This window comes from Psychrobacter sp. Ps6, assembly GCF_022129235.1.
GTDB lineage: Bacteria > Pseudomonadota > Gammaproteobacteria > Pseudomonadales > Moraxellaceae > Psychrobacter.
In genome coordinates this window covers 107,315-125,689 of record NZ_JADQAI010000010.1, presented here as the reverse complement: position 1 = coordinate 125,689, position 18,375 = coordinate 107,315, and the positions used below count along the sequence as shown (strand labels likewise).

14 protein-coding genes are annotated in these 18,375 nt (G+C 44.0%); 6 read left to right on the top strand and 8 right to left on the bottom strand.

The features are described from left to right. Window positions 1-16: 16 nt before the first annotated feature. The 5 genes from I3255_RS11725 to I3255_RS11705 all read right to left on the bottom strand — a co-directional run bounded on the left by I3255_RS11725 (window position 17) and on the right by I3255_RS11705 (window position 8,723). Window positions 17-1,177: an acyl-CoA dehydrogenase family protein gene (locus tag I3255_RS11725; RefSeq protein WP_238038978.1), complete on the bottom strand. Its 1,161-nt coding sequence runs from the start codon at window positions 1,175-1,177 to the stop codon at window positions 17-19. A gap of 198 nt (window positions 1,178-1,375) precedes the next feature. Continuing rightward, window positions 1,376-2,860, bottom strand: coding sequence for a CoA-acylating methylmalonate-semialdehyde dehydrogenase (locus I3255_RS11720; protein ID WP_238038977.1), 1,485 nt, complete (start codon window positions 2,858-2,860; stop codon window positions 1,376-1,378). A 317-nt stretch (window positions 2,861-3,177) separates the two neighbouring features. Then, window positions 3,178-5,199: a propionate--CoA ligase gene (locus I3255_RS11715; RefSeq protein ID WP_238038976.1), complete on the bottom strand. Its 2,022-nt coding sequence runs from the start codon at window positions 5,197-5,199 to the stop codon at window positions 3,178-3,180. Window positions 5,200-5,513: 314 nt separating this feature from the next. After that, entirely contained in the window at window positions 5,514-7,184 is a 1,671-nt protein-coding gene (locus tag I3255_RS11710; protein ID WP_238038975.1) for a fatty acid--CoA ligase, read from the bottom strand. Between the two features lie 309 nt (window positions 7,185-7,493). Then, window positions 7,494-8,723 carry an MFS transporter gene (locus I3255_RS11705; RefSeq protein WP_346268624.1) on the bottom strand — a complete coding sequence of 410 codons (1,230 nt, stop codon included), beginning with the start codon at window positions 8,721-8,723 and terminating at the stop codon, window positions 7,494-7,496. A gap of 391 nt (window positions 8,724-9,114) precedes the next feature. Here I3255_RS11705 and I3255_RS11700 point away from each other — a divergent pair, with 391 nt between their 5' ends. Together I3255_RS11700 and I3255_RS11695 are read left to right on the top strand one after the other, a co-directional pair. Further along, on the top strand, window positions 9,115-9,861 hold the full coding sequence (locus tag I3255_RS11700; protein ID WP_238038974.1) for a hypothetical protein: 747 nt from the start codon (window positions 9,115-9,117) through the stop codon (window positions 9,859-9,861). A gap of 88 nt (window positions 9,862-9,949) precedes the next feature. Then, window positions 9,950-10,696 carry a hypothetical protein gene (locus I3255_RS11695; RefSeq protein ID WP_238038973.1) on the top strand — a complete coding sequence of 249 codons (747 nt, stop codon included), beginning with the start codon at window positions 9,950-9,952 and terminating at the stop codon, window positions 10,694-10,696. A gap of 89 nt (window positions 10,697-10,785) precedes the next feature. Here I3255_RS11695 and I3255_RS11690 read toward each other — a convergent pair whose 3' ends face one another. Together I3255_RS11690 and I3255_RS11685 are read right to left on the bottom strand one after the other, a co-directional pair. After that, window positions 10,786-11,220: a DUF3429 domain-containing protein gene (locus I3255_RS11690; protein WP_238038972.1), complete on the bottom strand. Its 435-nt coding sequence runs from the start codon at window positions 11,218-11,220 to the stop codon at window positions 10,786-10,788. Between the two features lie 60 nt (window positions 11,221-11,280). Then, window positions 11,281-12,666, bottom strand: a complete 1,386-nt coding sequence (locus I3255_RS11685; RefSeq protein WP_238038971.1) for a DASH family cryptochrome — start codon at window positions 12,664-12,666, stop codon at window positions 11,281-11,283. Window positions 12,667-12,869: 203 nt separating this feature from the next. Between I3255_RS11685 and I3255_RS11680 the strand changes: the two genes are divergently transcribed. Then, a complete protein-coding gene (locus tag I3255_RS11680) occupies window positions 12,870-13,118 on the top strand; it encodes a hypothetical protein (protein ID WP_010201084.1) in 249 nt (82 codons plus the stop codon). 118 nt (window positions 13,119-13,236) lie between these two features. On the opposite strand, the gene I3255_RS11675 is transcribed toward I3255_RS11680, so the two are convergent. Beyond that, window positions 13,237-14,721 carry an aldehyde dehydrogenase family protein gene (locus I3255_RS11675; protein ID WP_238038970.1) on the bottom strand — a complete coding sequence of 495 codons (1,485 nt, stop codon included), beginning with the start codon at window positions 14,719-14,721 and terminating at the stop codon, window positions 13,237-13,239. Window positions 14,722-15,058: 337 nt separating this feature from the next. Between I3255_RS11675 and I3255_RS11670 the strand changes: the two genes are divergently transcribed. The 3 genes from I3255_RS11670 (at window position 15,059) to I3255_RS11660 (ending at window position 18,367) form a co-directional block, all read left to right on the top strand. Next, window positions 15,059-15,664, top strand: a complete 606-nt coding sequence (locus tag I3255_RS11670; protein ID WP_238038969.1) for a TetR/AcrR family transcriptional regulator — start codon at window positions 15,059-15,061, stop codon at window positions 15,662-15,664. Window positions 15,665-15,937: 273 nt separating this feature from the next. Further along, window positions 15,938-17,149, top strand: a complete 1,212-nt coding sequence (locus I3255_RS11665; RefSeq protein ID WP_238038968.1) for an iron-containing alcohol dehydrogenase — start codon at window positions 15,938-15,940, stop codon at window positions 17,147-17,149. A 168-nt stretch (window positions 17,150-17,317) separates the two neighbouring features. Beyond that, window positions 17,318-18,367: an NADP-dependent oxidoreductase gene (locus I3255_RS11660; protein ID WP_238038967.1), complete on the top strand. Its 1,050-nt coding sequence runs from the start codon at window positions 17,318-17,320 to the stop codon at window positions 18,365-18,367. The last annotated feature ends 8 nt before the right edge of the window (window positions 18,368-18,375 follow it).

Sequence of the window (18,375 nt, the reverse complement as noted above, 5' to 3'; positions counted from 1 at the left end):
AGTAGATCGAGATAAATTAGCGAAGTTGGCTTAGCCCTTCATCTTGCAAGACTTGACGTGAAATAATCACGCGCATGATCTCATTGGTGCCTTCTAGGATTTGATGGACACGCAAATCGCGCACATGGCGCTCAAGTGGATACTCGTTTAGATAACCATAACCACCGTGTAGCTGTAAGGCTTCATTCGCAACATCGAAACAAAGATCGGTGGAGAGACGTTTGGCCATTGCACAGTAGGTAGACGCTTGCCCATCGTTGTTATCAACTTTACTTGCCGCAAGATAGAGCATTTGACGCGCGGCGATGGTCTGAGTCAACATATCAGCAAGTTTAAACTGTACGGATTGTAAGCTAGCAATTGGACTGCCAAATTGGCTTCGCTCTTGCACGTAACTGGTTGCCGTCTCTAATGCAGATTGTGCCGTTCCTACTGCGCAAATACCGATATTAATACGACCACCGTCTAGACCTTTCATCGCGATACGAAAACCTTGGCCTTCCTCACCTATCAGGTTTTCTGCTGGGACTTTGACATCTTTAAAGCTAATCGTCCGTGTCGGCTGTGCTTTCCAGCCCATTTTATGCTCGTTTTTGCCATATTCGATACCAGCACTATTGGCATCTACAACAAACGCAGATACACCTTTTGGCCCAGCACCACCAGTACGCGCCATTACTACCAATACATCAGTCGAGCCTGCGCCAGAGATAAAGGTTTTTTCACCATTCAGTACGTAATGGTCGCCTTGTTTATCCGCTTTGGTACGTAATGAGGCTGCATCCGACCCTGCATTTGGCTCTGTTAGGCAATAGCTGCCAAGCCAATCACCGCTGACCATATTGGGCAAATATTCTTTGCATAAGCTGTCGCTACCATATTCACCGATCATCCATGCGGCCATATTATGGATGCTCATATAAGCCGCCACGGATGTATCACCCCATGCCAGCTCTTCGAATACCATTGCTGAGTCGAGCCTTGGCAGGCCCAAGCCATCATGTTCTGGATTGGTGTATAGCCCCAAAAAGCCAAGCTCACCAGATTTTTTGATGATGTCCACTGGGAAATGCGAAGTGCGATCCCATTCAGCAGCGTTCGGTCTGAGCTCTTTTTGTGCAAACTGACGGGCTGTTTGGCGAAAGGCAACTTGGTCATCGGTCAATGAAAAATCCATAGGGTCATCCTTGTTCTTATAGATCAAATAGAGGGCTTAAATCTCAGATAAACGTCAATAAAAACGCTAATAAAAATATTGGTCAAAAATTTTATAAGACATTAGCGCTATATGATAACGGCATAACGATAATAAAATTGCGTTTAATAGTACCGCAAGTCGTATTAACGTTATACCGAAAATACAATAATCCGACGGTTAAATCGAAATAGTCGTATTAACACCGCGGCTCGCTTCATCATCGAACCAACGTGCCGTCACTGTCTTCGTCTGAGTATAGAACTGTACGGCTTGCTTGCCATAAGGCCCTAGGTCACCAAGTTTACTGCCACGTGAACCTGAGAATGAGAACATTGGTAGTGGCACAGGAATCGGTAAGTTGATACCAATTTGACCGACCTGAATGTCTTGTTGGAATTTATGGGCTGCCGCTCCTGACTGGGTAAATATCGCGGTACCATTGCCATGTGGATTGGCATTGAGCAGTGCAATTGCTTCGTCCAAACTATCAGCGCGCATAATACACAGTACGGGACCGAATATTTCTTCTTTATAGATTTGCATATCGCTTGTGACGTTATCAAAGATAGTCGGGCCAACAAAGTTACCGTTTTCAAACCCTTCAACGGCAATTCCGCGACCGTCAAGTATTAAGCTTGCGCCCTCTTCTACCCCAGTCCCAATCAAATGCTCGACACGGACTTTTGCAGCAGGAGAAATCAGTGGTCCCAAATCTTTATCATTTTTACCTGCTGAAACAACCAAACTTTCTGCTTTGGCTTTGATTTCATCAATCCACTCACCAGCTGCGCCTACTAGCACGACCACTGACAGCGCCATACAGCGTTGACCCGCTGCGCCAAATGCCGCGCCCGCTAGCTGATTGAGCGTTTGCTCTTTATTGGCATCAGGTAAAATAACACCATGGTTTTTTGCACCCATCATGCACTGGGCGCGCTTACCTGACTGGCTGGCACGCTCATAGACGTGTTTACCAACGTTGGTAGAACCCACAAAAGACACCGCTTTGATATCTGGATGATCACAGATAGCATCGACGGTTGCTTTGCCACCATGCACCACGTTCAGCACGCCTTCTGGTACTCCCGCTTCAATCGCTAGCTCAACTAAGCGCATAGTCACCATCGGATCTTGTTCAGATGGTTTTAGGATAAATGTGTTGCCCGTCGCAATCGCCATTGGAAACATCCATAACGGAATCATCGCTGGGAAGTTAAATGGCGTAATACCAGCACAAACACCCAGTGGTTGCCAAATGCTATAAGTATCAACGCCTGATGCGACGTTTTCTACAAAGTCGCCGATTTGCAAATTGGCGATACCTGCTGCATGTTCTACCACTTCTAGGCCGCGGAATACATCGCCACGTGCATCAGCAATCGTTTTGCCTTGCTCTGCGGTCAAGATTTCTGCCAACTCATCCATATGCTCGCGAATAAGTGCTTGATAGGCCAAAAAAATACGCGCACGCGTGGTGATTGGCGTTTTTCGCCATGTTTCAAACGCTGTCTGTGCGGCGGCGACCGCTTGGTTAATCTCATCATTGGTGGTTTTCGGAACTTTTGCGATGACTTCTTGTGTCGCTGGATCAGTGATATCAATCCATTCATCGGTTTTTGATTGTACAAACTGACCATTGATGAGCTGCTGAACGTGGTGCATAAGATATCCTTATCTTTTTTGCGAGACTACCGTGTGACGGCATCTGAGTATTCATTAAGAGTTAAGTGCTATAAATAGTTATTTGTAAAATATTTATAGATAACTAAATTTAAAATGATTTATTTTGTATCGTTATTGACTATAACAATAAATCATTTTTACGGTCAAGCGCTTTATCACAATTTTCACTAAGTTTGTTTTGTTGAAGGGGATTTGCCCAAATAACAGAAACAAAAAAAGCCCATGATTGCTCATGAGCTTTAAAAAAATCAGCCTAGCTTTTAGGCGATACCAATATAGTTGCTAGCCTATATCAACTAATAATCCTTCATCGATTGCTTAATCGCATCAATAGCGGCTGGATTATCAAGCGTCGACATGTCGCCTGTAGGCCTATCCTCTGCTAGAGCACGAATGGATCGGCGTAGGATTTTGCCAGAACGCGTCTTTGGCAACGCCTGAGGGAAATAAATGGCCGCCGGCCTTGCAATACCGCCTAAGGATTTGACCACAGCACCTATCACTTGCTGCTCAATGCGGAAACGGTTTTCGGTCGTTTCGACTTGCGACTGATCTTTTAGGACACAGAACGCAATCGGTAGCTCGCCTTTTAGCTCATCCTGAATACCTACCACAGCGCATTCTGCCATCTCTGGATGAGTACTGATTGCTTCTTCAATCTCTTGCGTGCCTATTCGATGGCCTGCGACGTTTATAACGTCATCGGTACGCCCCAAGATGTAAAAGTAACCGTCTTCATCTGTCACTGCATAGTCTGAGGTAGAATACTGCTGGCCATCAAAGAGACCAAAGTAACTGCTGACAAAGCGCTCATCGTTGCGCCATACCGTGGTGAGACAGCCAGGTGGTAGCGGCGCTTTAATCGCAAGCAATCCTTTTTCACCCGCGCTGCAAGGTTCACCTGTCTCTTCATTGATGACTTGCGCCTCATAACCGTACATAGGATAACCGGGCGAGCCCTGCTTATGCGGTTTATGATTGAATTTTGGTGTATGGCTCAAGATCGGCCAACCAGACTCTGTCTGCCAATAGTGATCTAAAATCGGTACGCCTAAATGCTGAGACAACCAATTGGCCGTTGACTCATCAAGCGGCTCACCTGCCAAAAAGAAAGACTTAACACTAGACACATCATAGCGCGTCATCCAGCTTTCATCTTGCTTTTTGAGCATACGTACTCCTGTAGGCGCCGTGAACAAGATATTAACTTTGTTGGCTTCAACGATACGCCACCAGATACCTGGGTTCGGTAAGTGTGGTAAGCCTTCGTACATAACACTGGTCATACCTGCCAGTAATGGTGCATAAATCGTATACGAATGTCCGACTGCCCAACCGATATCTGATATCGCCCAGAATGTCTCGCCTGCCCTGCCGTCATAGACATAATCCATCGATGTCGTCAGCGCGACTGCATGACCACCAGTATCACGTTGCACGCCTTTTGGTGTGCCAGTCGTACCAGAGGTATAAAGCAAATAGGACGGTGTATTGGATTCAAGCCAGACGGGCTCCACAACTGCATGAGCCTCACAGCTATGACGTCGTTCGGTCGCATAATCGACGTCAACATCTCTCGGCTCAAACGGTAAAATACCACGATTGACAACTAATACATGCTCAGGCTTGGTTGTCGCTTGCTCGACTCCTTGGTTGACAAGATTTTTATAATTAATAACCTTACCATCACGCAGACCTGCATCCACTGTAATGACCATTTTTGCCTCAGCATCATCCATACGTATCGCCAAGTTATGCGCGGCAAATCCGCCAAATACGACTGAGTGTATAGCACCAATGCGAGCACAAGCCAGCATGGCATATGCCGCTTCTAGAATCATTGGCATATAAATAATGACACGGTCGCCCTTACCAATACCATGACGCTGTAGCACGTCTGCGAAGTAATTGACTTCTTTGTATAAATCATTATAAGTCAGGCGACGCTTGGCATAATCTGTATAAAACTCAACGTTATTGCCCAGATCTTTAAACGAATCGACGACCGCTGGAAAAGTTTCTATTAACTCTTGATTGATCTCTGATGACACCCATACAAAGGCATCTTGCTCTGCACGGTCTGCTAGATGGCGATCGACACAGTTGTAGCAAAGATTGGTTTCACCGCCAACAAACCATTTTGCAAAAGGCAGATTGCCATCATCGAGAATTTGCTCAGGCTCTTTATGCCAGTAGATACGCTTTGCTTGCTCAGCCCAAAACTGCTCTCGATCCATAATGGAGTCGTGATAGATATCCGCGAACGTGGGCATGTCTGCCGCTTGAGTAGAGGCTGGGTGTTGGGCGTGGTCGCTCATAATAGCTGTCCTTAGCATAAACGAGAAATGGAATAATATTGTTTTATAATCGGCGCATTGGTAAGTTGTTATCGCACTTGCATCGCTTGATATGATCTTTGTACGCAATTGGCTTTATCAACACTACACTGTTTTGAGTGTGGTAGATAATGTCCTGATAAATACTGGTTATCCTTGCCAGAATTAAAAAACCGATACGTTATGTATCGGTTTAAAATGTAGCAGAGCCCATTACAAAGGTCAACTATTAAGCGTGCAACACGCATGACATTTTGATGAGCTCAAGCGTTTCGACATTCAATCGATAGATAATATTATACTTGAGTTTGATTGGCATACATCTCACGCATGACTTTTTTGTCATGTTTGCCAACAGAGGTTTTTGGCAGTTCATCAACGAATTTAAATTGACTTGGTACGCCATATTTAGGAATGATACCGCGCTCTACCGCTTTTTCTGCAATGGCTCTGATATCGTCAGCACTGGTTTCTTGAGCGTTTGGTTTTAGTACCACCAAGGCCAACGGACGCTCACCCCATTGCTTATCCCGAACGCCAATCACTGAAACATCCGCTACGGATGGATGCAGTGATAAAATGGTCTCAATCTCTAGCGATGAGATCCACTCACCACCTGATTTGATCACATCTTTTAGGCGATCCGTGATTTTAATATAACCATCTGTGCGTATGTAAGCGATGTCTTGAGTGTGCATATAGCCACTCTCCCACAGCTCCTTGCCAGCGTCGTCATTTTTGAGATAGCTTTGGGTCAACCAAGGTGCCCGTAGCACCAGCTCACCCGTATTCTCTTGACCCTTGCCGACAGGTTTATTGCCCTCACCCCATACTTGCGCATCGACCATAAGCACTGGCTTACCTGTCATACAGCGACGGGCAATGTCTTCATCTTCCGTCATTTCAGGCTCATTGAGACTAAATTCAGTCAGGCTGATAAGTGGTGCCGTCTCTGACATACCGTAGCCGGTGTATACTTCAATACCTTGAGCCATTGCTGTTTTTGCTAGCCCTTCAGTCAGTCTTGAACCACCAATGATCATTTTTAGCCCATTAAAGCTGGCATCGCGATCTTGTGCTTCTTTGAGTACCATTTGCAAAATCGTTGGCACACAATGTGTGATACTCACCTTTTCATTGATAATCAAATCCAGCAAGCTATCAGGTGCATAACGTCCCGGATAGACTTGCTTTAGCCCCACCATCGTTGCCGTAAATGGGAAGCCCCATGCATGTACGTGGAACATCGGCGTCATTGGCATATAGACATCACCGTAGCTAACACCTTGCTTGTTCGGCAACATACCCAATGTTGCGGCTTCTGCTAGACTGTGCAGCACCAACTGACGGTGACTAAAGAAAACGCCTTTTGGATCCCCTGTCGTACCTGAGGTGTAAAAGGTCGTCGCGATGGTATTTTCATCAAAGTCTGGGAAATCAAAATGGCTATCAGCAGCTTCTAGCAATGCTTCATACTCGCCTGTCACGCGGCTTTGATTACTACCAAAAACCCCTTCAGCCGTCACACCATTATCGTCCAGCCAAATAATGTGCTCGATACTAGAGTTTTCAAACTGATAATCTTTGACCAATGGCGCAAACTCAGAGTTAAGCATCAGCACTTTAGGCTTAGCATGATTGATGGTGTAGAGGACTTTTTCTGGTGATAGACGGATATTGACAGTTTGTAAAACATACTCTGACATCGGTACTGCAAAATAAGACTCAAGATAGCGATTGCTGTCCCAGTCCATAACGGCAACGATGTCGCCTGCATCAAGATTCAGGTCTGCGAGTACGTTAGCCAAGCGATTGATACGCTCAAACAAATCCTTATAAGTGAGTCGCTTTTTGTCCGCATAGACAATCTCTTGGTCTTGTGACACTGTTTTTGCACGGTTTAAGAGCTGCTTGACTAGTAGTGGATAATCATAGGCAGAGGGAGCACCATGGTACATATTTGACATAGACCTAACTTCCTTGTTTGTCGCGCTTATAAGTTATAGATAGTAATAAATAAGTAGCAATAAGACATACTAATACAGAATGAACCGCTATAACCACACTATTTTTATAATGTATAGTCATTCTGATTACTGTTAATAGCGTCCTGCTAAATGCCAATCGGTTTTGGCGCAGTAAAAGCAACAAGCTTCACTGACCGCAATGAGATTAAAGACTTTTTAATAGTAAGAAAAAAGCAGTACCATGTAAAGCAACCTTATATTACGTATCATAATGCGAGTAACCAAACAAAGACGATGCCTTATGTACCGTTAAGTGGCGCGTCTTGTCGTTTTAATCATCCCGAAACTGGCTATCAATAATGCCAATACTTGCACAAACAATAACAACCATACGGTAAGAGACCACTGCCCTCGCGCATAAGCTATGCCACCCAGCCACGCCCCAAGCGTACCGCCTGTGTAATAGCCCATGTAATATAAGCCTGATGCCAACGATCGACCTTTTTTGACATTAACAGCAATATAGCTGATGGTCGCTGACTGCGTAATAAACACACCAGATGACATGACAGCAAGTCCTATGATTACCCCCCATAGCGGAGTTACCAAGGTCAACAGTACCCCAATCATGGAGATAATAATGGCTACCCGAACCGTACGTGCTGAGCCAAACCGGCGTAGCAATGTCGTCGATAGTGGCGTGATAATAACACCAAGTAAGTATACGGCAAAAATATTGGCGAGCGCACCCGTGCCAAGCTCATAAGGCTTGTCCGCCAAATGTAAATTGATAAAGGTGAAGCAGCCTACAAGGGAGAACAGCACACAAGCGCCAAGTAGACAGGCGGTCACCACATAACGATTGGTGACATGCTCACCCAGCGTCTGTATCGCTGAGCGAAAATTAGGATTTGCTTCAAAGTGACGAGAGGATGGTAGCATCTTGCCAACCCATATTGCCCCCAGTAGCGTCATCGCCGTCATCACATAGTAGCCATTACGCCAGCCGATCAGCTCATGCAAATGCCCTAACAAGAACCGACCCATAAAGCCGCCAAGCACACATCCTGACACATAAAAGGACATCAGCTCAGTCATTGCCCGGCCCTCAAACTCCTCACCGATATAAGCAATCGTCACCACTGTAATACCGGGTACAGACAGTCCTTGCAGAAAACGCCAAATACCGACCCATTCAATGCTAGAGCTTTGGGCAACCAGCGCTGTTGGGATCGCCAAAAACACCAAAGCACCGACGATGAAGGATTTGCGCCCGACTGCATCTGAGAGCATGCCCAAAAATGGTGACATGATGGCAATGGCCAATACAGTAGCGCCAACGATCATACCCGCTTGCACTTCCGTCGCAGAAAAGTCCACCATCATGACTGGCAGCACGGCTTGGATAGAGTACACTTGCAAAAAGGCAAACATACCGATCAGGCCAATCGTGAGCTTTAATATCCACGACGTAGCGTGACTGGATGGGGCTGATATCTTTGATGCCAAATTTTGATTTTTATCTGTAGAATTATTCACAAGGGAGCTGACTATATTGATTATGCTATGACAAGGAGGCGTCATTGGCTTGGGTGATAGAGGAATATAACGCAAATTTATAAAAGAAGAGCATGACCATAAATGATAAAGATTTATCATAGTGACATGAAAGCATGTTAGCACACCAACCGATATACTCAGGTTTAAATGTGTTATTGGCACTTAATTAGACTCTCCATTTAGAATAAAAAATCGGATCTATACCCTTAATAATGACATTTACCTAACAACTCTTTTTTATTTTTACACATCTACATTGCTTATATCTTTTCTATTACAGACTTTAGGTGCTCAAAAATCAATAATCATAGGGTGCTACCTATCAATAAGTAAAATAATTGAACAACTAAACCATTAAGGAGTCATGTCAATGAATGATGAGATTTACGATTTAGGTGCAGGATTTTGGAGCATTCGAGGGTCATTTATAAAAAACGGCATTATGGATATCGGTGTCCAATGTGCGCTTATAAAACTATCATCAGGGCGATTCATTTTTTTAGACAGCTATACTTTAAAAGACGAGGTTCGTCAGCAAGTGATGACACTGACCAATGACGGTCAAGATGTCGAAGCAGTGCTCAATGTTCATCCGTTTCATACCGTATACTGTGCGCAAATGGCTAAAGACTTTCCGCAAGCCACATTTTACGGTAGTAGCCGACATCCAAAACAAGTACCAGAAGTAGACTGGGCAGATGATTTGGTCGAAAGCGATGCGGTCGCTGAGCGTTATTCTGAGCTGCAATTCTCCCTGCCTCAGGGCATTTACTACATCGCACCTGATGAATCTGTCCATGCAAGCTCATTGTTGGTCTATCATCCTACCAGCCAAAGTGTATATATCGATGATACGTTTGAGATACCACCTTCTAAGCTATTCAATGCAGCCCAGCCTAACCTAGGCTTACATCCAACTACTAAAAAAGCCCTCAAAGATGAGACAGACGCTGGTAAGCACTATTGTGATTGGGCGGTAGAGCTGGCGCACCAGTGGCGTAATGTCCGTCATTTTTGCGGCGCGCATTCAGGATTAGTGGTGTTTGAAGAAGGTCAGTTTGAAGCGGCGCTTTTGTCTACCATTGATAATGCTCGTAGTGAGCTTGAGGCAAAATAACGACTCTAAGAAAAACCTAAAACATAAAAATTGCGACAAGAAAAATAATCACTTGTCGATTCAATATATTAAATAAGGAAAACGATAAATGTCAGATGAAATTCATGATTTAGGGGCAGGATTTTGGAACATACGCGGGTCATTCCGTATCGGCGGTGTGATAAACATTGGTACCCAGTGCTCGCTGGTCAAGCTATCCTCAGGACGCTTTGTATTTTTGGACAGCTACGCCTTAACAGGTGACGTTCGAGACGAGGTAATGGCGCTCACCAACAACGGTAAAGATGTCGAAGCGGTTCTAAACGTTCATCCATTCCATACCGTACACTGTGACCAGATGGCCAAAGACTTTCCGCAAGCCACATTTTATGGCAGTAAACGTCATCCAAAGAAAATACCAGAAGTCAATTGGGCAGATGATTTGGTAGAAAGTGACGCGGTTGCTGAACGCTATCCTGAACTCAAGTTTTCAATGTCAGAAGGTATCCATTATATCGCACCCAATGAGATGATTCATGCAGGCTCCCTATTGGCCTATCATCCTGCCAGCCAAAGCTTACACGTTGATGATACGTTTATGAGCCCGCCAATGAAGCTATTAGAAGCCGTTTTACCTGAGCTAATATTGCACCCTACCACCAAAAAAGCACTCAAAAATGAGCCAAATGCAGGCGCACAATATTGCGACTGGGCAACCAACCTAGCACATGAATGGCGCGACGTTCGCAATTTTTGCGCAGCACACTCTTATCTTGTGAGGTTCAATGATGGCGAGTTTGAAACAGCATTGGTTAAAGCTATTGAGAAAGCCCGTCCTAAGCTAGAAAAAGCATAGTTTTTACATTAACAGATATACTTTACCAATATAAAAGGGTCGCCATATTAGCGACCCTTTTTATTAAATATAACTGATTATATTACTTGTCATTGCATAGCAGCCACGATCAAAGACACAACCACTATCGCCGTCACATAGGTTCTCACTTTGAAATAATCTGGCGTGATAATACGCGCGCGATTGAGCCCATAATCAATCATCAACATGCTGGCAAATCCAATGACCAGTAACCAAATAAAACCGACCACTGGTAACATTAAAAACCCGAGCCACAGAACAATTGCAATCACATTACTGACTAAAGGCAATCGGACGGCCCATTTGTCGTCATCCGCCAAGCTTAAATGATTACCCCACTGCGATCCGGCCATAAACGATGCAATCACCAAACCATAAGCGCTTAATATATCAGCTACTGCCCCTAAGTAAGGTATGTCAATAATGCCTATAACCAGCAAGAGCGCACAAGCGACAAACGGAATAGCACCTGCAAAGGTGAGATAAGGACTTGGTTTTTTCATGATATGAATCTACCTCGTATTTAGTCTGTCGATATTTCTAGGATATATGAATGAGACATCTTATTCTAACTCACCTTGCCACTGATGGATAAACTCACCGTTTGGATCGTATTGCTGGGTTTGTTTATCAAGATTGAACTGCCGACATCCTCTTGGATCCGCCCCCACACCTGCTAGATACTGCCAATTTCCCCAGTTACTGGCGACGTCATAATCGATAAGATGCTGCTCAAAGTAAGTCGCCCCACAGCGCCAATCAAGATTTAACTCATGGATAAAGCAGCTTGCCACTAGCTGTCGTCCACGGTTTGACATATATCCTGTTGCCTTCAGTTGATGCATACAGGCGTTGACAATGGGGTACGCCGTTTTTCCACTTTTCCATTTCTCCAAACGCCTTTGATCAAGTTGGGTTGATGGCGTGTGCTCACCAATACCTTTGAACCAAAACAACTTTTGCTGATGGGTGACAGCGTACCAATAAAAATACTCGCGCCAAAGTAACTCAAACCATATCCAATAAGTTGAGTCATTGGCGATGACATCACGCTCATAACGGCGCAGTCGATTCAATACGGTATTGACAGACAAAGAGCCGTTCGCCAGCCAAGCGGAGAACTTAGTGGAATGTGTCCACTCATCAAGCGCGTTTCGTGTGGCCTTATAAGTGCTCGGCGCATCAGAATCAAAATAGGTATCTAAGTGCTTGAGGCCATTTGACTCTCCACCTGTAAAGTTAGATGCTTGATTTAATGTCTTATCAATTTCTATCTCATTAGACAACTGCGATTCAAAAAAGTACTCGTCCCTACTCTGCATATTGTCAGGCAATGGAGCAAGTGTTTCTGGCGTTGGATAAATCACTATATCTTTCTCGGCATGCAGCAAATCATAATCTGCTTCAATTTTTTTGCGAAATTGCGTAAAGCTTTTGGGTAAGCTCTCTAGCGGTAACTCGTCAAACAAAGTAGCCGTTGTCTCGATATGCCAACATATCTGTGGATGTTTATTCTGTAGTAGCGCATAGACTTGGTTTTGATAATAGTCGTCTGTTTTACTGACACAGATATCGGTAACTTGCTGCGCCTTAATGAGCTCATTCAACTGCGCAAAGGTATCTGACACTGCGGAAGCTTGTTGCAAATACAGTAATCTATTACCAAGCTGCTCTAGCGATGCATTTAGGTCAATCAAGCTCTCTTGTAAAAACTGCTGGCGGGCGACACCCATAGTGTCATAATGATAAGCAGGATGATTATTTTTATCACTCAACCCATCCGCCAATGATGCTCCATAAACAAGCAGCAGTTGTCCATTACCGCTTAGCTCAGCGGCTTTTGACAATGTAGCATTGTCCGCTACTCGCAGATCGTTGTGGAATAGTACCAATGTGACGTTATTATTCTTTGAGTTGTTCTCTGAATTATTCGCTGATTCATTTGACATACCCTATCCTTTTGGCCATTTAGCGCTCATTTATTTTTAGTCTTGAAATCTGAAATATCATATACGATGTAAAACACACTGAGCATTCAACCATGAGACGAGCGTAGTACTTGTAAGGTGATGCGCTTAGCCCCAAAAATTACTTATAACCATTGACTCTCAGAAGCTCGACTGCTTAAATGGCTTACCTCTAGGAGAATACCATGACTCAAAATAATACTACGACTGAAGAAAATAAATCAGACGAGAAACGTAAACTTATCAATCGTTTTTTGATGAGATTGACGAAAGAGCAGCCACAAATGTATTACGCCACGACCTCTGAGATATCTCGGAGCATCCATACCATGATAAAAGAACATACCAATCGCTTGTCAGTAGAAGAGCAAGCACTGGTCAGACGTATGACTATCGAAGAAATTGAAGGGTTATTAGGCTTCCATGCTAGATAGATGACTAAACTATAAACCAATTGTCCTCTAAGTAGGTTCAAGCATAACCATCGAACATCACAAAAAAAAGACCGCTATCGAAGCGGTCTTTTTTATTATTTATCGTAACGCAATGCTATTAGAACGGATATTGACGTGGTTCGTTTTGCATTGATATCCAATGTGTTCTAGTGAACTCTTCTAGTACCCACTCACCGTTGAAACGACCGATACCTGAGTTTTTCTCACCACCGAACGGCGTATTACTTTCGTCGTTCACTGAGATATCATTGATATGGGTCATACCTGCTCTGATACCACGAGCGAAACGCAGACCTTTTTGCATATCAGCAGTGAATACGGCACTAGATAGGCCATACATAGAGTCATTGGCGATTGATAATGCATCGTCTTCGTCTTTAGCACGAATGATACCGACCAATGGTCCAAACACTTCATTACATGATAAATCCATCTCGCGAGTCACTTCAGTAAAGATATGCGGCGGTACGACTTGGCCTTCAATCTCACCGCTAAGTATCATTTTCGCGCCTTCTTCCTGCGCTTTGGCGATTTTTTCTTTGAGCGATTTAACTTGTTTTTCGTTGATGATAGGACCGACAGCCGTATCTTGCTTGCTAGGATCACCGACATTCAATGTTTTGACGTGCGCCAAGAAACGCTCTACGAAATCATCATATATCTCATCTTCTACAATCACTCTGTTAATCGCGATACAGATTTGACCTTGATGCAAGAACTTACCAAAGGCAGCTGCTTTCACCGCTTGCTCGATATCAGCATCTTTTAATACCACAAATGGACTGTTACCACCTAGCTCAAGTGCCACTTGCTTGATATATTCGCCGCCATTTGCCAACTCACCGATATGTTTACCCACTGAGGTCGAACCTGTGAACGACACTAAACTTGGCGCTTTGTGTTCAACGATTGCATCGCCTATCTCACTGCCTGATCCGACCACAACGTTTAATAGACCTTTTGGTAGACCCGCTTCTTCAAACACTTTAGCCAATAGCAAACCACCTGTCACTGGCGTATCGCTAGCAGGCTTGAGCACAACAGCATTACCAAGCGCTAAGGCTGGCGCGATGGAGCGCTGAGTTAAGTGTAGTGGGAAGTTCCATGGGCTAATGACAGCGACAACGCCGATTGGCTCACGATAAATGAAGTTTTCTTTACCAGGGGTATTCGATGAGCGAATCTCACCATGGACGCGATTAGGGAATGTCGCTGCTTCAAGGGTAATCGCACGCGTTGCACCGAACTCGACCATGGCTTTGATACGAGTACTGCCTGATTCTTTAATCAGCCAGTCAACGATTTCATCCTGGCGCTGATCTAGGATACTGACCACTTTGTACATAATAGCTGCACGCTCAGCTGGGGTCGTTTTCGCCCATTCGGCTTGAGCTTGACTAGCAGCATCATATGCTTCATTTAGTTGATCTTTAGTCGCTTGCTGAATCTCTACAAGCGTATCGCCATTGTAGGGATTAGTGTTGGTATTAATGCTATCATCTTTACCTTTTTGCCATTCACCGCCGATGAATTGCAAATGAAAATCACTATAGGCGTTACTGTTATTATCGTTGGTTGACATAATTATCCTCATGTTTGCTTTACTGTATAAAAATTTATTTTCAGTACTTTGAATAAAATAGTTGGAGATGTCTTGTAGGTGGGGGATTCATAGTTATAGTTAATCATAAGTTGAAACAAAAATTTCATAGTAACTGATAAGAACAAAACCCACCTTGATAGACGACTGGTCTAATGCTACCATAGCTATTAATAAAACAAGACTATTTTTTTGAGCAATATTGTTGATAAAACGTAACACATATAAATATATATCATTAGAATATGCCACCAACATGACGCTCAAATGAAACCTGACAACCCTATTACTATGATTATCAAGGGAGAGAATTCTATTTATGTCTAATATCACAGACACTAGCACCACACCCGATACTAAAGCCCATTTACTTGCTACTGGTTACCAGTTAATAGCCAAAAAAGGCTTTACCGCCGTCGGCCTCAAACAAATCTTAGACACAGCTGGCGTGCCTAAAGGCTCTTTTTATCATTACTTTGCCTCAAAAGAAGCGTTTGGTGAGGCCATTATCAATCATTACTTCAGCTTATATAAAGCTCGTCTTGATATCATCGATGCACAAAACGTGAGCGCCCAACAAAAGCTATATGATTACTTCCAAAACTGGTACGACACCCAGCAGAACGGTTGTGATCACGAGAGATGCTTAGTGGTTAAACTAAGCGCAGAAGTGGCTGATATGTCAGAAACTATGCGTAAAGCGCTTGATAGGGGCTATCAACAGACAACCATGTGGCTCGCCGAGCAGATCAAGGCAGGATGGATGGACGGGTCTGTACCTCGTCACGATAATATATCAGCTGAGAGTATGGCCAAACGCTGGTATTTCGCGTGGCTTGGTGCCAGCCTAATGGCTAAGATCAGTCAAACAAATACGCCTCTAGCTGAGATCTGGCAAATGACGACCACTCAAATGGGACGTTGATAACAAACAGTAATGTTCTTGATATTGCAGCCCCCTAAATTGGGGGCTTATGTTTGCACCCACACATCATATTGTCGTTTAAAGAACTAATGCTTGATAAAAACGTTATATGAGAGTTTTGTAATCATTTATAAATAATTACTAGACGACTGGTCTAATTGGTGTACAATGCGCATCAAGTTTTAAAGCAAATGCAAAATAATCATTGCTTACTATTCATTGTTTAACGTCAACATATTTGACGGAACCATTTTTATCAACATTAGGAATTTTATGAATAACTTTCAATACTATAATCCAGTCCGTATCGTTTTTGGTGAAGGTCAAATCGAGCAATTATCAGACCTAGTCCCTACTGATGCACGCGTTCTTATTACTTACGGTGGTGGTTCAGCACAGCGCACTGGTACACTAGACGAAGTAAAAGACGCCTTGTCAGCGAGCGGTAACCGTACTGTATTTGAATTTGGTGGTATCGAGGCTAACCCAGAATTCACCACATTGCTTAAAGCAGCTGACATGGTTAATGAGCACAACATCGATTTCTTATTAGCAGTTGGCGGTGGTTCTGTGATTGATGGCAGCAAATTTGTTGCACTTGTATCTTCATTAACTGAAGAAGACGGTACTGTCTCACGTGATCAAGCTTGGGATGCCCTAATTGGTTATTGCAAAAACATCGATTCTGCTATTGACCTAGGTGCGGTATTGACCATCCCAGCAACGGGTTCTGAGATGAACTCAGGCGGCGTGATTAACTATAGTGAACGTCAAGCAAAACTACCGTTTGGCAACCCACTGGCCTTCCCTAAATTCTCAATCCTAGATCCAGTAAAAACCCTTACACTACCTGAACGTCAGGTCATGAACGGCGTTGCTGATGCATTCGTCCATGTGATGGAACAGTATCTGACTTATCCAGTTAATGCTAAAGTTCAAGATGCCTTTGCTGAAAGCCTGCTTAAAATCCTTATCGATGAAGGCCTAGTTGTTAAGCAAGACCCAGAAAACCTAGAAACACGTAAGAATATTATGTGGACAGCAACCATGGCATTGAACGGTCTGATCGGTACTGGTGTACCGCAAGACTGGACAACTCACATGGTTGGCCATGAGCTCACATCACTACACGCCATCGATCATGCACGTACATTAACCATCGTGTTGCCATCAGTCATGCGTGAGCTAAAAGAGAGTAAAAAAGAAAAACTGTTGCAGTATGCACGTAACGTATGGAACATCACTGATACTGACCAAGACGACGATGCCATCATCGAAACGGCCATTGTCTATACTGAAAACTTCTTCCGCGAGCTTGGTTTACCAGTGAGCCTAGAAGACGTGGATTTGACTGAGTCAGCGATTGATCCAATTATCAAGCAACTTGATGCACATAACATGGTCAAACTTGGTGAGCACGGCAAAAACGACTTAGACGTCTCACGTCGTATCTTACAGCGCGCTGTAACTAGCAAAGCGTCTTAATAAGCGCTATAGCAAGAACTGTCAAAAGAATTATAAAAAAATCGCGACAGTAACAATAACTACATATCGTTATGCTATTTATAGTAGCTATTCAGTTTAATCCTGAGTAGTTACTACATTTAACACCACTATAATAATGACAATGAATAAATATAAAGGAGTCCTACCATGAGCTTCGACAAACAACAGAATCAACAAACCAACCGTCAAATCAAACTTGCCAGCCGCCCGAACGGCGAACCAACCGCCGACAACTTTGACATGACAACCAGCGACATCCCAACGCCAAATGATAACGAGATGTTATTGCGCACGGTATATCTGTCATTAGACCCATACATGCGTGGACGTATGAGTGATGCAAAAAGCTATGCAGACCCATTAGAGATCGGTGACGTCATCATGGGTGGGACCGTAGCGCAAGTGGTCGAGTCCAATATCGATAAATTTGCTGTCGGTGATTTGGTCGTATCAAATTCCGGCTGGCAGGACTATAGCGTCAGTGATGGCGAAGGTGTTCTTAAGCTTGATAAAAACATGGCAAACCCTTCTTATGGTTTGGGTGTATTAGGTATGCCCGGCTTCACAGGCTACATGGGTCTGACTGATATCGGTAAACCACAAAAAGGCGAAACCTTAGTTGTCGCTGCAGCTACTGGACCTGTTGGCGCTACGGTCGGTCAAGTGGGTAATCAATATGGTCTGCGCACCGTTGGTGTAGCAGGCGGTAAAGAAAAATGCGACTTTGCGGTCAAGGAGCTTGGCTTTGATATCTGTATCGACCACAGAGCCGATGACTTTGCTGAGCAATTAAAAGCGGCCTGTCCAGATGGTATCGACATCTATTACGAAAACGTCGGTGGTCATGTGTTTGATGCGGTCATGCCTTTACTAAATGCTCATGCTCGCATTCCTGTCTGTGGCCTTGTTGCCCAGTACAATGCGACCGAACTTCCTGAAGGTAAAGATCGTTTGAGCGTATTGACCGGCCTTATCTTAAGCCGCCGCCTCACCATCAAAGGTTTTATTATCTTTGAAGAGTACGGCGACCATTTCCCAGAGTTTTTAGAAACCATGAGCAAATGGGTAGAATCAGGCGACGTCAAAACCAAAGAATACATCGCTGATGGTCTAAACAATGCACCAGATGCCTTCGTCGGTATGTTAAACGGTGATAACTTTGGTAAAACAGTGGTCAAAGTCTCTGACGTTCAGTAATTGATGTT

Excerpts from the sequence above, each read along its gene's own strand:
- I3255_RS11725 (WP_238038978.1), bottom strand. The coding sequence starts at position 1,177 with ATGGATTTTTCATTGACCGATGACCAAGTTGCCTTTCGCCAAACAGCC.
- I3255_RS11720 (WP_238038977.1), bottom strand. The coding sequence starts at position 2,860 with ATGCACCACGTTCAGCAGCTCATCAATGGTCAGTTTGTACAATCAAAA.
- I3255_RS11715 (WP_238038976.1), bottom strand. The coding sequence starts at position 5,199 with ATGAGCGACCACGCCCAACACCCAGCCTCTACTCAAGCGGCAGACATG.
- I3255_RS11710 (WP_238038975.1), bottom strand. The coding sequence starts at position 7,184 with ATGTCAAATATGTACCATGGTGCTCCCTCTGCCTATGATTATCCACTA.
- I3255_RS11700 (WP_238038974.1), top strand. The coding sequence starts at position 9,115 with ATGAATGATGAGATTTACGATTTAGGTGCAGGATTTTGGAGCATTCGA.
- I3255_RS11695 (WP_238038973.1), top strand. The coding sequence starts at position 9,950 with ATGTCAGATGAAATTCATGATTTAGGGGCAGGATTTTGGAACATACGC.
- I3255_RS11690 (WP_238038972.1), bottom strand. The coding sequence starts at position 11,220 with ATGAAAAAACCAAGTCCTTATCTCACCTTTGCAGGTGCTATTCCGTTT.
- I3255_RS11685 (WP_238038971.1), bottom strand. The coding sequence starts at position 12,666 with ATGTCAAATGAATCAGCGAATAATTCAGAGAACAACTCAAAGAATAAT.
- I3255_RS11680 (WP_010201084.1), top strand. The coding sequence starts at position 12,870 with ATGACTCAAAATAATACTACGACTGAAGAAAATAAATCAGACGAGAAA.
- I3255_RS11675 (WP_238038970.1), bottom strand. The coding sequence starts at position 14,721 with ATGTCAACCAACGATAATAACAGTAACGCCTATAGTGATTTTCATTTG.
- I3255_RS11670 (WP_238038969.1), top strand. The coding sequence starts at position 15,059 with ATGTCTAATATCACAGACACTAGCACCACACCCGATACTAAAGCCCAT.
- I3255_RS11665 (WP_238038968.1), top strand. The coding sequence starts at position 15,938 with ATGAATAACTTTCAATACTATAATCCAGTCCGTATCGTTTTTGGTGAA.
- I3255_RS11660 (WP_238038967.1), top strand. The coding sequence starts at position 17,318 with ATGAGCTTCGACAAACAACAGAATCAACAAACCAACCGTCAAATCAAA.